Origin of the sequence: Haloplanus sp. CK5-1, from assembly GCF_037201915.1 — an archaeon.
In the GTDB taxonomy this organism is placed as follows: domain Archaea; phylum Halobacteriota; class Halobacteria; order Halobacteriales; family Haloferacaceae; genus Haloplanus; species Haloplanus salilacus.
The window spans coordinates 1,905,442-1,920,195 of sequence record NZ_CP147505.1 but is presented as its reverse complement, the minus strand read 5'-3'; the positions used below and the strand labels follow the sequence as shown (position 1 = coordinate 1,920,195).

General features: G+C 64.0%; 13 protein-coding genes and 1 pseudogene. 1 reads left to right on the top strand and 13 read right to left on the bottom strand.

Annotated features, from left to right (window positions below):
* Positions 1-162: 162 nt before the first annotated feature.
* From NBT81_RS10150 to NBT81_RS10120, 7 genes and pseudogenes are all read right to left on the bottom strand, one after another.
* Positions 163-609: a GAF domain-containing protein gene (locus tag NBT81_RS10150; RefSeq protein ID WP_338738146.1), complete on the bottom strand. Its 447-nt coding sequence runs from the start codon at positions 607-609 to the stop codon at positions 163-165.
* Positions 610-1,263: 654 nt separating this feature from the next.
* Positions 1,264-2,235, bottom strand: a complete 972-nt coding sequence (locus NBT81_RS10145; protein ID WP_338738144.1) for a type II secretion system F family protein — start codon at positions 2,233-2,235, stop codon at positions 1,264-1,266.
* 139 nt (positions 2,236-2,374) lie between these two features.
* Positions 2,375-2,887 (bottom strand): annotated as a pseudogene (locus NBT81_RS10140) (IS66 family transposase); the annotation flags it as partial.
* 15 nt (positions 2,888-2,902) lie between these two features.
* Entirely contained in the window at positions 2,903-4,255 is a 1,353-nt protein-coding gene (locus NBT81_RS10135) for an IS4 family transposase (protein WP_338738141.1), read from the bottom strand.
* Between the two features lie 428 nt (positions 4,256-4,683).
* On the bottom strand, positions 4,684-5,454 hold the full coding sequence (locus NBT81_RS10130; RefSeq protein ID WP_338738139.1) for a creatininase family protein: 771 nt from the start codon (positions 5,452-5,454) through the stop codon (positions 4,684-4,686).
* Between the two features lie 28 nt (positions 5,455-5,482).
* Positions 5,483-7,894 (bottom strand): methyl-accepting chemotaxis protein, encoded by a 2,412-nt coding sequence (locus tag NBT81_RS10125; RefSeq protein WP_338738137.1) that lies wholly within the window; start codon positions 7,892-7,894, stop codon positions 5,483-5,485.
* Between the two features lie 169 nt (positions 7,895-8,063).
* A complete protein-coding gene (locus NBT81_RS10120; RefSeq protein WP_338738134.1) occupies positions 8,064-8,399 on the bottom strand; it encodes an SHOCT domain-containing protein in 336 nt (111 codons plus the stop codon).
* A 198-nt stretch (positions 8,400-8,597) separates the two neighbouring features.
* On the opposite strand from NBT81_RS10120, the gene NBT81_RS10115 reads away from it, so the two are divergent.
* On the top strand, positions 8,598-10,274 hold the full coding sequence (locus NBT81_RS10115) for a methylmalonyl-CoA mutase family protein (RefSeq protein WP_338738132.1): 1,677 nt from the start codon (positions 8,598-8,600) through the stop codon (positions 10,272-10,274).
* Between the two features lie 3 nt (positions 10,275-10,277).
* Here the strand turns inward: NBT81_RS10115 and NBT81_RS10110 are convergent, their stop codons facing one another.
* The 6 genes from NBT81_RS10110 to phnD are packed head-to-tail and all read right to left on the bottom strand — an operon-like array spanning position 10,278 to position 14,685.
* Positions 10,278-10,433, bottom strand: a complete 156-nt coding sequence (locus NBT81_RS10110; protein WP_338738130.1) for a hypothetical protein — start codon at positions 10,431-10,433, stop codon at positions 10,278-10,280.
* A gap of 56 nt (positions 10,434-10,489) precedes the next feature.
* On the bottom strand, positions 10,490-11,188 hold the full coding sequence (locus NBT81_RS10105) for an HAD-IA family hydrolase (RefSeq protein ID WP_338738128.1): 699 nt from the start codon (positions 11,186-11,188) through the stop codon (positions 10,490-10,492).
* A 39-nt stretch (positions 11,189-11,227) separates the two neighbouring features.
* Positions 11,228-12,022 carry a phosphonate ABC transporter, permease protein PhnE gene (phnE, locus tag NBT81_RS10100; protein WP_338738126.1) on the bottom strand — a complete coding sequence of 265 codons (795 nt, stop codon included), beginning with the start codon at positions 12,020-12,022 and terminating at the stop codon, positions 11,228-11,230.
* A complete protein-coding gene (gene phnE / locus NBT81_RS10095) occupies positions 12,022-12,822 on the bottom strand; it encodes a phosphonate ABC transporter, permease protein PhnE (RefSeq protein WP_338738124.1) in 801 nt (266 codons plus the stop codon). Before phnE (NBT81_RS10095) ends, phnE (NBT81_RS10100) begins: the two co-directional genes overlap by 1 nt.
* Before the next feature lies 1 nt (position 12,823).
* The gene (gene phnC, locus NBT81_RS10090) at positions 12,824-13,666 is read right to left on the bottom strand and encodes a phosphonate ABC transporter ATP-binding protein (RefSeq protein WP_338738122.1); all 843 of its coding nucleotides are present in this window, start codon (positions 13,664-13,666) and stop codon (positions 12,824-12,826) included.
* A complete protein-coding gene (phnD, locus tag NBT81_RS10085) occupies positions 13,663-14,685 on the bottom strand; it encodes a phosphate/phosphite/phosphonate ABC transporter substrate-binding protein (RefSeq protein WP_338742540.1) in 1,023 nt (340 codons plus the stop codon). Before phnD ends, phnC begins: the two co-directional genes overlap by 4 nt.
* Between the last annotated feature and the right edge of the window lie 69 nt (positions 14,686-14,754).

Sequence of the window (14,754 nt, the reverse complement as noted above, 5' to 3'; positions counted from 1 at the left end):
AGCGATCCCACCTCCCGAGTAGCGTCCTCCTCCCAGACGTCCGAATCGATCAACTTGTCGTCGACGATGGTTCATTTAGATCACCGATAGCCGAACTATATCTTCGGAATGAAAACGGGGGAGACAGCGGAACGAGGCGTACCGAGAGTTCCTGATCGGATGCTAGCATGTCGCGAGAGAGTTATTCCCTCTCGGTTCCACGTTCAGCATCTCCCCGAACTCGAGCGCGGCGTCGTTGACGAAGGTGAACCGGCCCTCGGCGTCCAGCGCGTACACCGGATCGTCGACCGCTTCGAGAATCGTCTCGTACCGCTCCAACTCCTCAGCCCGGCGGCGACGTTGGATAGCTGTACCGAGCAACTGTGCGACGAGTGTGACGAACTCTTCGTCCGCCGGCCGAAACGCCGCCGAACGTGGTTCCCCCATCGAGAAGTTTAGCGTACCGTAGACGTCGCCGTCGACGACGACTGGGGCTGCGATGTATGCACGAACGGTCTCGGCTGCTGGGTGGCTCCGGTGGTCGGAGTCTGCAACGTCGGCGAACGCGAGCGATTCGGTTGCGTCGCAAGCGAGCGTCTCATCGCACATCGTGTCCCCGAGGTCGGACACTGCGCCCGCCTCGTGTGTCCCGGTCGCATCGACGACAGCATCGACCTCGTAGTGTCTCCGTCGACGTGTGAGAGGATGCCCGTATCGAGGCCGAGATGATCACAGCCGAGTGATAGTAACTGTCGACAGTCTCGTCAAATTCCGCTGGATCCACCGTGAGTTCGTTCAAGCGGCGTAACGCGGCAGCGTCCGCTTCGGCTTGCCTCTTCGTTCCTTGGAGGCCCTGCCGGCGGTCCGTGGCCAACGACCGGTTGCGATTGATTCGGGCCAGTGCTGTTTCAAGCTTCACTGCGAGTCGCTCGGTCGTGGCTATCTCCGCGTCGTCTAACCCGCCCTGATCCGTCGTCCCGAGAGTCAACACGTAGTCGTGACCAACCGGGACGAGGACATCAGTTTGGAGCGGGGGCCGGGGATCCGTATCGACTGTTTCCCGTGGATTCGCCGCCGTCTAGCCGTCGTTTTCTTGATTTGTGAGAAGATCTCTTGCCGATGGTGCCACTTTGTCGTGGACCCCGTTTGATCGTATCGGACACTCGTCGAAGGGTTGCGCAACATCGCAACGATCATTGACACAGATGGAACGATAACGTACGGTATTCCGCTGCGTTCGGTAGGAGCCAATTTATTTAGTAAAGTTGGATACCAGTAACCGAGTCAGACGACATGAAACACGACGAGGGTTGCCAAAAGTAGTGGAATAGCGTATTTTATCCCGGCTAAAATATTATTATCAACTAACTTCCCGATGAGTAATCCGTTACCGAAGGACTGAATTATTGAAGAATGGTATAACGCAGTCTGAAACGCTGTTATCGGTACTGGTTCGGCTTCACTAGGTGTTCCAGCAGTATTCGTGAAGCCACCGAATCCCCCTGCTGGGATCTCCGAAACTATTGGAAAAAACAACTCGTTGAGGAGAAGAATCATCCCCAAATAGACCAACACCCCGATAAAGAAAATAAGCACATACGGTTGCATCGCTTGTTTTCGGTCAAGATCAATCTGAAACCGTGCTTCCGTATCTCGCGCCCCGATTTCTAATATCGCGGATAGATCCTCGCTTGATTTATCGGCTTCAACAAGTATTTTGATAACCCGTGTCACTCTGGGGACACCGACATCGGTTGCAAATCGATATAAGGCATCATGCACATCCCGATTCGCACGAATATCCGCCTCTAATCGCTCCAAGTGGTGGGCCAGTACGCCCTCGGATCGCTTCGTAACCAGCGTGATGCAATCGACGAGCCGTATGCCGTTTTTATTGGCGCTTGCAAGCGACGATAGCACATCCGGGAACCGACGATTGACCGCGGCAATCTCTCGGCGGTTAAACTCGTAAACAAGCATAAGTCCACTACTCAAAAGTAGCAACGGGAGCACGACGAATACCGTCGTCGTCCAGATTGGTTGCGCCTGATAGGCAGATACGGATGGCGATGCGACTCCGGAAAGCACGATCACCACCAAACTTAGAACGGCAACCGGAATGGTTACTGCGAACGATCGGAGTGGCCGACGCGTGATCGCTCGAAACGGGTGTTTGAGAAACTGCGCCAGTGATCGCTTCCACATATCTCGGACATAAGCTTTGTATTCAGGGGTGTCTGTATCTATTCCTGACATAGACTGTTCCCCTTGTCCGGATAGGCGAGCCGTAACTGTCGGTTCGTGCTGTGTATCTAGTACATTTACTAATAATATAAATAAACCAATTCCGGCCGGTATACCAATATACGTTAGGAAATTAATGTGCCGTACGTGTTTACTCCGAGGACTCAACGGCCGGCACAGCCTGATCTCGTGAAAGCATCTCGTTGTTTCGGGCGACTCGCTTGAGTTCGTCGTAGGGATTGCGTCCCTGCTGGCGCCACGTCGCCAGCAGGGACAGCACCGTCTCATGAGCGAACATTCCACGGTCGTTGCGGAGTGTTCCGATAAGTTTCCGGAGAACCACCGGCTCACGGAGCGCGTTTTCCGCGGCATTGTTCGTTGGAGAGACCGCTGGCTCACCGACGAAGGTGAGCCAGTGGTCGAGGCCTCCTTCGATCTTTTTGATGAGTGTTGCCACTGGTCCGTCGGGAACTGACCGCTCAATCAGCGACTCAAGCTCTCTTCGTGCAACACGCTGGAGTTCTGCTCGCTCACGAAGAGTCAAGTCGCTCTCCAGCCGCGTCTGGAGAGCGACGTACAACTGCTTGAGAGAGTCGTAAATCGGTTTGCCTTCTGGCTGCTTCTCAGCGGCATCTTCAGCCTCTCGCAGAATATGTGCCCAACACCCATCTGTTCTAGTTTAGTGGCGGTCAAAGCCGAACTCACCTCGTTCAACCTGCTCACGTAACCGATCTCTGTGTGGATTTGGATTTCGTGCCACCCATAACAACAGCTCGTCCAGATCTGGCAGTTCGTAGCCCAACTCGACCATGAGGTACAGCTGGATCAGATGAGCGTGGCGTTCGACGGCTAGCGAACAGCGACGGCGGGGGAGCCGCGACGCCGACGAGTCGGCGTCTTCGGCGGCTTCGGCCTCTCGTTGTCTTGCCTCAAGCGACCGTAACTCATCCACGATTACACGACTCATCAGCAGCGAAATTGCCGCCATGATGATCAGCGCCTCGATGATGTAGGCGTCGGTCGTGTTGATCTCATCCAAGCCGAACCGCGACTTCAGCTCCTTGAACAGCAGTTCGACCTCCCAGCGCGCCCGATAGAGCTGCGCAATATCGGGCGCGCTATAGTCGTCTTTGCCGAGATTCGTCAGGTAGAGGTGGTACTCTTCGGTCTCCTCGTTGCGCAGGCCGACCAGTCGAAACGTCCGGGTCGCGCTGGCGCCCGACCCTCCCTTGCGCTCGAATGAGAGCGTGATGCGGACGTCGATCTCCTGTCGCTGCAGGTCGTCGAGGACGGCCTGCAGCGACTCCCCTTCGAGTGGGATACTGTTGCCCCGCCACGTCCGCAGTTCTTCGACGATCTCGAAGTTCGCGTTTTCCTTGACGCGGGAGACGAACCAGCCGCCGTTCTGGTCGATGCGGTCGAACAGCCAGAAGTCGTAGAAGCCCAAATCGAGCAGTATGAGGGCGTCAGCTACCCACTCTCCGGTGGGTAGCTGACTCCGGTCGTGAGTAGTTCCGTCGGTTGTACGGAACCGGGTTGGAAGGCCGGTGGAGAGTGACTCTGTGAGGTGGAGCTTCAGTTCAGCCTGGTCTTCGCCAGTTGCTGCGTAGATATCAGCGGCGTCCTGGTACAGCGAAACGATAGTTGCGTCGGCAATGAGGACGTCTCGAAAGCGTTCGAGACGTCCGTTCAACTCGGCTCGTCCGGTATCGAGATTTTCGATGGCGTCATCGAGAATCTCTCGAAGGAGTGCAACGAAACCCGGTTCGAACCAGTCGTGGAACGCCGCGTAAGAGAGTTCCTCGCAGTCAGCCATCTCGACGTAGCGTTCGAGAAATGCCTGGAGAGAGCGGTCTGATCCAGCGGCGAAACCGAACGAGAGCGTGTAGAATAGCGCAACGATGTCGAACTTCCGCTCTCGTTCGACAAGTGATGTTGCGCGAGCGCGCTCGCGCAACTCGTCGGAGGGAAACGCTCTTTGAATCCGGTCAACAATCACCGAATCCGGTGGGGTATAGGTCACACTTCCCACCGGATTCCTCAACCGGGTAGTTGCAACGATATCCAATCAACAGACGGCGGTTGGATTCTTCGCTAAACTAGAACGCATGGTGAGGTGGGACCGCTGTTTCGCTGTGTTCAGTAAGTGCCATGAAAGGCTCTTGCCTCATCTGGCGAAAGAATCATAGTGTGCGTGATATGTTGCCGAACCGTCATCGGCGGCGGACTGCTCGCCGGTTGTGTGAGTCAGTCCGACAGCGGAGCGACTCCTGCCGAGTGAAACACCGAGACTGAAACCCAAACGACAGCCGACGACGGGAGTTACACGGTCAAGATGTTCCCTGTCGGTGAGGTCGCGTTCGACGAGGTGCCCGAGACGTGGACATCGGTGACGAACGACGGGTGGTCGGATATGGCGATCGCGCTCGGTCAAGCAGACGGCACTCTGGTCAAGAGCCCTCAGACGTGGGGCTTCGGCAGCAGATCCTCGAAGGGCTGGTCGTCGAGCCAGTCACAGAGCTGACAGAGCTGGTCGACGGCCGCCTCGAACATGCGTTCGCCCTTCTCGGCGGTGGCGTCGGTCTGGTCGCCGAGGACGCCGTTGTCGGTGTTGTCGGCGGCGTCGTAGAAGGTCCGCGCGCCGTGTTTGATCGTGTCTGCCGCCTCGACGTTCGGTACGCCACCGTCGCGGGCGTCTGCGAGGCGGTCCTCGCGAACCAACTCGGGGTGGAGATGTTGGATCATCGCCGTCTCCTTCGGACCGCCGTGGGGACCGTTCTGCTCGAACAGGTCGTCGACCAACTCGGGGATACTGTCGTTCCACATCCACTCGACGGCGTACAGTGCCTCGTCGTCGCGGAGCCGACGCCCCACCTCGCGGAGGTGGTCGACGTTGCCGCCGTGGGCGTTGACGTAGATCACGCGGTCGATGCCGTGGTACGCGAGGTTGCGGGTGAACGACTCGACGTAGTCCCGGAACACGGGGGCGTCGACCCACATCGTCCCGTGGAACTGTCTGTGGTGTGGGCTGACGCCGACGTTGATGGTCGGCGTACGGAGGAATCCGGTCTGCTCGGCGGCTTCGCGGGCGTAGGCCTCCGCGATCAGGTGGTCGGTCGCGAGGGGGAGGTGGGGGCCGTGCTGTTCCGTCGATCCGAGGGGGACGAGCGCCAGCGACTCGTCCGCGAAGTAGTCGCCCAGTTCCGGCCAGGTCTCGTCTGCGATGTACATTCGTCCACGGTTCCGAGCGGAACCCCCTTCAATCGTGCCACTCGACGTGTGACGCGCTACCGTTCGGGCCGCCGTCGGCGGTCGGACGATCGCCCATCGCCTCGACCGCGTCCTCGGTGCGCGGTCCCGCTTCGACGTCGACGTCGAACTCACCCAGCAGATCTCGGAGCGACTCGGCACGCTCGGAGAGCGACCGAGCGCTCTCGGAGACGTCCGCGAGCGTCGACGTCTGCTCCTCGGCCGCGGCGGAGACGTTCGCCGCCTCGGCGCTCGACTGATCGGCCAGATCGGACACCTCGTCGAGCATCGACACGACGTCCTCGGTCGACGACGCCTGACTGTCCGTCGCCTCGCTGATCTCCTGGACCCCAGTGTGGAGGTCCTCGACCGCCCCCGCTACGTCGGAGAGCGACGCCAGCGCCTCGTCGATGGTCTCGCCGCCGTGCGTGACGCGGTCACGCATCTCGTCCATGTCGTCGACGGTCGCGTCGGCGGTCTCCTGTATCTCGGCGATGCGCCGGTCGATGCGCTCGGTCGCCTCGGCGGCCTCGCCCGCGAGGCTCTTGATCTCGTCGGCGACGACGGCGAACCCGTCGCCGTCGCCGTCGGCGTGGGCGGCCTCGATCGACGCGTTCAGCGCGAGCATGTTCGTCTGCTCCGCGATGTCCGCAATCATCTCGACGATGTCGCCGATTTCGTCGACCTCCTCGGCGAGTGTGGTCACCTCCGTCGCCGTCGCGTCGACCTGCGACTCGATTCGCTGGAGTTCGTCGACGGCGTCGGCGGCGGCGTCGCTCCCGGCCTCGCTCGTCTCGGCCGCCTCGTCGGCCGTCGTCGCCACCTCGTCGGCGGACGACGCTACCTCTTCGATGGCCCCCGAGAGGCTCTGCATCTCGGTCGAGACGGTGGTCAGGCGGTCGTCCTGTTGATCCGCCCCGGCCGAGATCTCTTGGATCGATTCGCTCACGCTCGCGCTCGCGCGCTCTACTTCCTCGGCGCTCGTGGTCACCTGTTGGCTCGCTGCCGCCACCTCGTCGGCGAAGGATCGGACCCGTCCCAGTGTCTCCTCGATCTCGTCCATCATCGCGTTGAACGACTCGGCGACGGTGACCATCGCCTCGCTCTCGCTGTCGGCGTCCATCCGCTGGGTCAGATCACCTGCTGCGGCCCGGGACATCGTCGCGCCGAACGCGTCCGCCTCCGCTTCGAGCGTGGCGTTCAGGTCCTCAACCTCCCGGCGTGCCCGTTCTGCGTCCCGCTGTGCGCGTTCGACGTCCTCGCTCATCCGGTCGATCGTCTCGCCGAACGTCCCCGGGACGTCCTGGTCGAGGATGTCGGCGTCGAACCGCTGGTCCGCGACGGCGTCGGCCTGTGCCGCGACCGTCGAGAGATACGCCTCCATGTCGACGAACGCGTCGATCAGTTGGCCGATCTCGTCGTCGCGGTCCGACGACTCGATCTCGGTGTCGAGGTCGCCGTGGGCGATCGCCTCGGCGTCCCGGGTCAGGCGATCCAGCGCGCCCACCGTGTTCCGCCCGAGGGTCGCGCCGATCAACAGGAAGCCCGCGATCGAGATGCCGATGAGCGCGAAGAGGTCGCGCGTGACGGTGCCGACGAGCGCGAACGCCTCCGAGCGTGGGGCGTGCGTGACGACGACCCAGTCGGTGCCCTCGACCGGGACCGGCGCGTAGCCGGCGACCATGTTCATGTCGGTCATGTCCATCGTCCCGGTCTTACCGTCTCGGGCCATCCGGACGTGACCCATACCGTGCTCGTACTCCTGGAGCACCACGTCGTCGTCCTGTGCCAGTGGGACGACGCCCTCGCCGTCGACGACCTGCGTGAAGCCGCTCTCCGTCGGCGTCCGGAACCCGGTTGCTCGCTCGTTTGCGTCGACGGTCACCATGATCGCCTTTTCGGTCCCTTCGACCCGGCTGACGAACGCGATGAGCGTGACGCCGCCCTGTCGGTAGGCTCTGGAGACGGCCACCGACGAGGAGTCACGGTGGTAGAACTCCTCGAGGGAGCCACGCGCCCACTGCACGCCCCCGACACTAGCTCCGAGACGGTCGTCGTCGGTGCTCTCGACGATGGTGTCCGAGTTGAGGTCGACGTAGTGGATCGAATGGGTCGACTCGGGCATCCGATCCAGTTCCGAGTCGAGCGTGGCGTCGATTCGGTCCCGGTCGTCCGTTTCTACTTCTCGGAACTCGGACAGTAACCGCGTGTTCTCGCTGTTGCGGTCGATCCACTCCCCGACCGCGTTGGCTTCGAGTTCGGCGACGGTCCGCAGTTCCGCCTGCTGTTCGTGGCGGAGTTCCGCCGCGATCTGTCCCTGGAAGAAGACCCCCACACCGGCGACGACGACGAGAACCACTGCGACGATCGCCGCGAATCGTTTCAGGTAACTGTCGGTGACGGCGGACGGAACCCACGTCATCGATCCACCTCCTCCGCCGATCGGATCGGCCGTGAGCACCCCGGGGCAACCGCTGATTCGGTCCGTTCGCGCATATCAGCTGGGGAACATTCGACGGTGAAAAACCGACCGGGGAAATTATCAGCCGAGAAAATCGGAGGCCGCGGGACGATCGGCTCGCGCTCGGAGGCTAGTCACCGTCGAGGAGCTGCTCCCGTCGACGGCCGAACTCCTCGTCGTCGAGGTCGCCGGCGGCGTACCGCTCGCGGAGGGTGGCCATCGCCCCGTCGTCACCGCGATCCGCACTACGGGTCCACGCGTACGCCAGCGCGGCGACGAGCGCGGCGAGCAGGAGGCCGACGAACAGGAGCGCGAGCCAGCCACCGAACCCGCCGACTGCACCCGCGCCGCCCATCGCCCCGCCGCTCATCGGTCCACCGCCCCAGTGTGGCCCGGGGTGGGGGCCGTGTGGCCCGGGCTGTACCTGTGCGAGGGCGTCGATCGGCGCGTGTGTCTGAAATTCCATTGGCCTTGCCTCCACCTGTCAGTCAGCGTGTTACGAACGTAACCGCACCGCAGATTCTCAACTGGCGGGAACCGTCGCAGTCGACGGCGCAGTGCTGTCGACCGTCCCGGTTCCGAGATGCCAGCCAGTGGGCCGTGTCGAGGATCCCGGCCGACGGGCAGCCAACAGTATAAGTTCGCGGCACTCCTCGACCCGGGTATGTTCGACCCCGACGATCTCGACACCATCCGCGAGGCCAAGGCCGACTGGGAGGCCGACTCGTACGGGCCGACCGTGGATCGGTTCGGGGAACGCAAGGACGTCTTCACGACCGACACGGGCGGGCAGGAAGTCGATCCCCTCTACACGCCGGCCGACGTCGCCGATCTGGACTACCGCGAGGACGTGGGTGTCCCGGGCGAGGAGCCGTACACCCGCGGCGTCTACTCGACGATGTACCGCGGCCGCCTGTGGACGATGCGCCAGTACGCGGGCATGGGAACGGCTGCCGAGACCAACGAGCGGTTCAACTACCTGCTCGACGAGGGACAGACCGGCCTCTCGATGGCGTTCGACCTGCCGACCCAGATGGGATACGACTCCGACGCCGCGATGGCCGCAGGCGAGGTGGGCAAGTCGGGCGTCGCCATCGACACGCTGCGGGACATGGAGACGGTGTTCGACGGCATCCCGCTCTCCGAGGTGTCGACGAGCATGACGATCAACGCGCCGGCGGCGATCCTGCTGGCGATGTACGTTGCCATCGGCGACCAACAGGGTGTCGACCGGTCGGAACTGCGGGGGACCATCCAGAACGACATCATGAAGGAGTACATCGCGCGCAACCTCTACATCTACCCCCCCGAGCCGTCGATGCGCCTGATCACCGACATCTTCGAGTTCTGTGCGGCGGAGACGCCGAAGTTCAACACCATCTCCATCTCGGGGTACCACATCCGCGAGGCCGGGTCCACGGCCGCACAGGAGATTGCGTTCACCCTCGGCAACGGCATCGAGTACGTGAACGCCGCCCTCGACGCCGGCCTCGACGTCGACGAGTTCGCCCCACAGCTCTCCTTTTTCTTCAACGCCCACAACAACATCTTCGAGGAGGTGGCGAAGTTCCGGGCGGCCCGGCGGATGTGGGCGAAGATCATGGAGGAGCGCTTCGGCGCGGAGAACCCCAAGTCCAAGCAGTTGAAGTTCCACACCCAGACCGGCGGGTCGACGCTGACGGCCCAACAGATCGACAACAACGTCGTCCGGGTGGCCTACCAGGCGCTCGCGGCCGTCCTGGGCGGCACGCAGAGCCTCCACACCAACGGCAAGGACGAGGCGCTGTCGCTGCCGACCGAGAAGAGCGTCCGGACGGCGCTTCGCACCCAGCAGATCCTCGCCCACGAGTCCGGCGCGGCCGACACGATCGACCCCCTCGCGGGGAGTTACTACGTCGAGGCGCTCACCGACGACCTCGAGGCGGAGGCGTTCGACATCCTCGACGAGGTCGACGACCGCGGGGGGATGCTCGACGCGGTGAAGTCCCAGTGGGTACAGGGACGGATTCAGGACGTGGCGTTCGACCGCCAACAGGAGATCGAGGAGGGCAAGCGGATCATCGTCGGCGTCAACGAGTACCAGGTCGACGAGGACCCCGAGGTCGATCTGGAGGAGGTCACCGAGGAGGACGAACGCCGACAGGTCGATCGACTGGAGACGGTGCGGGCCGAACGCGACGACGAGGCGGTCGAGGCAGCCCTCGCCGCGGTGCGGGAGACGGCCCGCGGCGACGACAACCTCCTCCCGCCCATCGTCGACGCGGTCAAGGCGTACGCGTCGGTCGGCGAGATATCGAACGCCCTCCGCGAGGAGTTCGGGGAGTACCAGCCCGGAATGTAGGCGTCAGGGGGACACTGCGGGCGACCGGTCGAGCCGGTCGACGTACTCGTCGACGACCGCACTCTTCCGGTGGTCGACCTGCAGGTGGAGTCTGAGTTCCTCGAGACCGGACACCGCGTGCGGACAGAGTGGGCAGCCGTCCCGACCAGTATTATTCATGGTCTTTCGTTATAGAAGACGGAGGGGTCGATCTTATAGGTTGGGGTCCCGCGTGGTCACCGGTCGAGCAGATCGCCGAGGTCCGACAGCGAGTCGATCTCGTGGGCCGGCTCGACGCCCAGACGTGTCTCGACGTTGTGGTCGCGCCGGACGAACACGCCCTCGAGACCGGCGCGTTCGGCCGCGAGGAGGTCGGTCTCGCGGTCGCCGACGTAGTAGCCCGCCTCGGCGTCGAGGGCGTCGAGTCCCTCGAACAGGTAGTGGGGGTCGGGCTTGCGGCGGCGGAAGCCCTCGACCCCCGGCTCGCGGCCGCGGGCGAAGGAGAACGCGTCGAGGCCGTGGTGATCGACGACGAACTCGACGGCCGGATGGTAGTTGTTGCTGACGAGGCCGAGGTGGTGACGGTCGGCGATCGGATCGAGCGCGTCGACGTCGGGGTAGAGGCCGCGTTCGCCGGCTCGGAGTCGGTCGACGATCCGGCGGGCACTGTGTCGCTCGCGGGCGGCGTAGAACTCGACCGGATCGAGGTCGACGGCCCGACACGCCTCGACGAAGGCCTCCGTGTACTCGTAGCTCGCGAGCGCCGGGCGGTGGTGGTCCGGCACCTCGACGTCGAACGCTCGGAGCGCGTCGTCGCGGGCGCGTTCGTGGACCGCGTCGTCGGCCCCACGGCCCTCGATCAGGACGCCGTCCATGTCGAACAGCAGGGCGTGACCGTCGGTCGCAGCGTCGCCGTACGATCTCGGTGGCGTCATCCGATCACCAGTAGCCGGTGGAGGCTGATGATCGTCACGCTATCGGACCAGCCCCCGTGCGTACGCGGATATCACTTCGCTCGCGATCACGACGCCGAGGATCACGAGGAGGATCGTCGCCACGGACCCCCAGGCGAAGGCGTTGACCGCCCGGAACAGTTGAACGCCGATCCCGCCGGCCCCGACGAACCCGAGGATCGTCGAGTCCCGGACGTTGATGTCCCAGCGGTAGACCGACAGCCCGACTAGTGCCGGCTTCACCTGTGGGAGGATGCCGTACAGGAGTGTCTGGACTGGCGACGCACCGGCCGCACGGACCGCCTCGACCTGCCCGAAGTCGATCTCCTCGATCTCTTCACCGAGGAGTTTGCCGAGGAAGCCGACCGAGCGAAAGGCGATGGCGACGGCACCGGCGAGCGGGCCGGAGCCGAACACCACCACGAAGACGAGTGCCCAGATGATGGTGTTCACCGAGCGACTGACGGTGACGATCACCTTCCCGAGCCAGTAGGTCGCGCGGTTGGGCGTCGTGTTCTCGGCGGCGAGGAGGGCGACCGGCACTGCGAGTACCAACGCCCCGGCGGTGCCGAGCGCGGCGATGTGGAGCGTCTCGATAAGCGGGGCGACGATGTCGCCCGCGTAGGCCACGTCGGGCGGGTACATCCGCGTCAGCAGGTCGTTCACTTCCCGTGGGACCGTCTCCGCTGCGACCAGATCCATGTCGAGGAACTGCCACGAGCCGACGAAGACGACCAGCGCGACGAGCCAGCCGATCGAGCGGCCGAGTCGACGGCGGCGATCGAACCGCTCCCAACTGCGGGTCTCCCCCGACATCACTGGTACCTCCGTCTGACGACCGCGCTCACGCCCTCCGCGACGAGGACGACCAGAACGATGGCGAGCAGGATCGCCGAGACGTACTGGTAGTCGTAGCGGTTGAATGCGGTGAGCAGGACCGATCCGATGCCGCCAGCGCCGACGATGCCGACGACGGTCGAGGTGCGGATGTTGATGTCCCAGCGGTAGACCGACAGCCCGGCAAAGCGCGGAACGATCTGTGGGACGACGCCGTACAGCAGCGTCTGGAGGGGCGACGCGCCGGCCGCGCGGACCGCGTCGACGCTCCCCCCGTCGATGTCTTCGATGTCCTCCGCGAGCAGTTTCGAGAAGAAGCCGACCGTCTTGAACGTGATCGTGACGATGCCGGCAAGCGGGCCGAGTCCCACCGCCTTCACGACGAGGATGGCGACGATGATGGCGTTGAACGCCCGCGAGATGGAGATGAACCCGCGGTTGAGGTAGTACAGCGGCGTGGGTGAGAGGTTCTCCGCCGCCATGAAGGCTATCGGGACGCTGAGTGCGATACCGGTGACCGTCGCCACCATCGCCATCGCGACGCTCTCGATCATCTTGTCGACGATGCGCTGTGCCTGTCTCGGCGTCGCGTCCGGCGGGAAGAAGTCTCCCAGAAGCGTCACGCCTCGGCCCAGCCCCCGGACGATCCGCGAGGGGTCCGCACCGATCCCCAGCGCGGACCACGCGAAGAAGGCGACGACGGCCGCGTAGACGCCCCACTTGATCTCGCGACGGCCGAAGACGCTGGGTCGCTGCCAGGTTCGTTCGCCGGCGGCCACGTCAAGACCCTCCCGGAATCGACCGATCCGGCTGTTCGGGGACGCCGAGTGTCGGCCCCGACGACGGATCGTCCGTCGGCTCCGACACCTCCGAATCGGGGGGTTCCTCGCCGCGGTAGACCCGACCGAGCGCCGTCTCGTCCAAGTCCCCGGGCGTCCCCTCGAAGACGAGTTCGCCGTCGTGGAGCCCGACGACGCGGTCGGCGTGTTCCAGTGCGAGGTCGACCTCGTGGATGTTGATCAGGACGGGGATGCCCCGCTCGGCCGCGATGTCGGTGAGGAGGTCCATCACCGTGTTCGACGTCTCGGGGTCGAGGCTGGAGGTTGGCTCGTCGACCAGCAGGATCTTCGGCTGCTGGATCACGGCTCGCGCGATGCCGACCCGTTGGCGCTGCCCGCCGGAGAGTTCGTCGACGCGCTTGTCCTCCATGTCGCCGAGGCCGACGCGGTCGAGGATCTCGTAGGCACGCTCGACGTCCTCGGGTGGGAAGTCGCGCCGGAACGCACGCCAAGCCGAGACGTAGCCCAACCGACCGGTGAGGACGTTCTCCATCACGGTGAGCCGTTCGACGAGGTTGTACTCCTGGAAGATCATCCCGATGTCGCGGCGGGCCGCCCGGAGTCCGTCCGCGTCGAGTGCCGTCAGCTCCGTCCCGTCGAGGCGAAGCGTGCCGCTCGTCGGCTCCGTGAGGCGGTTGACACACCGGACGAACGTGCTCTTGCCAGCGCCGCTGGGACCGATCATCGCCACCGTCTCGCTCCCCTCGATCGAGAGGCTGACGCCCCGCAGCGCCTCGTCGCCGGTCGGGTACGTCTTCGACAGGTCGATCGCTTCGAGGGTCATTCGCTCAGGGCGCTCTGCGTATACTCGACGCCGTTGTACCGCTGGATGACCATGATGTCGTACCAGTGTCGCCGGTACTCGACGGGGACGTACTCGTCGTAGCCGGTGCGGTCGGCGTAGGTGGTTCCCGCGAAGTCGGAGTCGAGCCACGCCGCCTCGATGCCCTCGACGATGTCCGGGTGGAGATTGTAGCGGTAGGCGATCGGACCGTTGGGGAACGGGGCGGACGCCCAGACGACCTTGAAGTCGTCGTAGCCGAGGTTGCTGTCGCCCTCGACGGTGTCCTTGAAACAGGTCGAACAGATCGGGCCGGCGTCGTAGTCGCCGGCGGCGATACCGCGGGTGGTCTGGGAGTGGCCGCCCGAGAAGTTGATCTCGTAGTCCTCGCCCGCAGTCACGTCGAAGTACTGGTCGAACAGCGCCGAGGGGGCCTGGTGGCCGGAGTTCGAGGCCGGTTCGGCGTGGGCCATCCGGACGTCGTCGTCCGCGAAGTCCTCGACGGACTGGATACTGCTCGCATCGGCCCGCGTCGTGGCGAACAGGCGGTAGCCGAAGGCACCGTCCGGGGCGACGCCGGCCGCGAAGGGCACCGCGCCACAGAGGTTGACCGCGAAACACGTTGTCCCGGTCGAGAAGTTGGCGATGTGTGCGCGTTCGGAGCGCATCGCCTCGACGGAGGCGGCGTAGCTGTTGACCCGGTTGTACTCGACCGGCTTGCCCGTCTCCTCCTCGATGCGGTCGAAGACAGCCTGGAAGTCTTCCTCGTAGCGGCCCTCGACGTCCTCGCTTGGGCTCTCGGTGAAGATCAGCGTATCGGGGTCGAGATACTCGCTCTCGTCCTCAGGGGAGTCCCGGACCGGGTCGCCGTGGGGCACCTCCTCTACCTCCCGATTGCTCATACTCTCGAGGTCCGACTGACCGCCGCGCTCGTACCCGGAATCGATCAGCGGCCCCGAAAGGTAGTTGTTCTCCTCCCAGCCCGGGTCGGCGGGGTCGAAACTCGATGCGTCCGCGAGCATCGAGTCGCCCGACCCCGACCCGCCGCTGACGTCGTTGCTTCCGCTTTCGCTCCCGCCACCGCCGGCCCC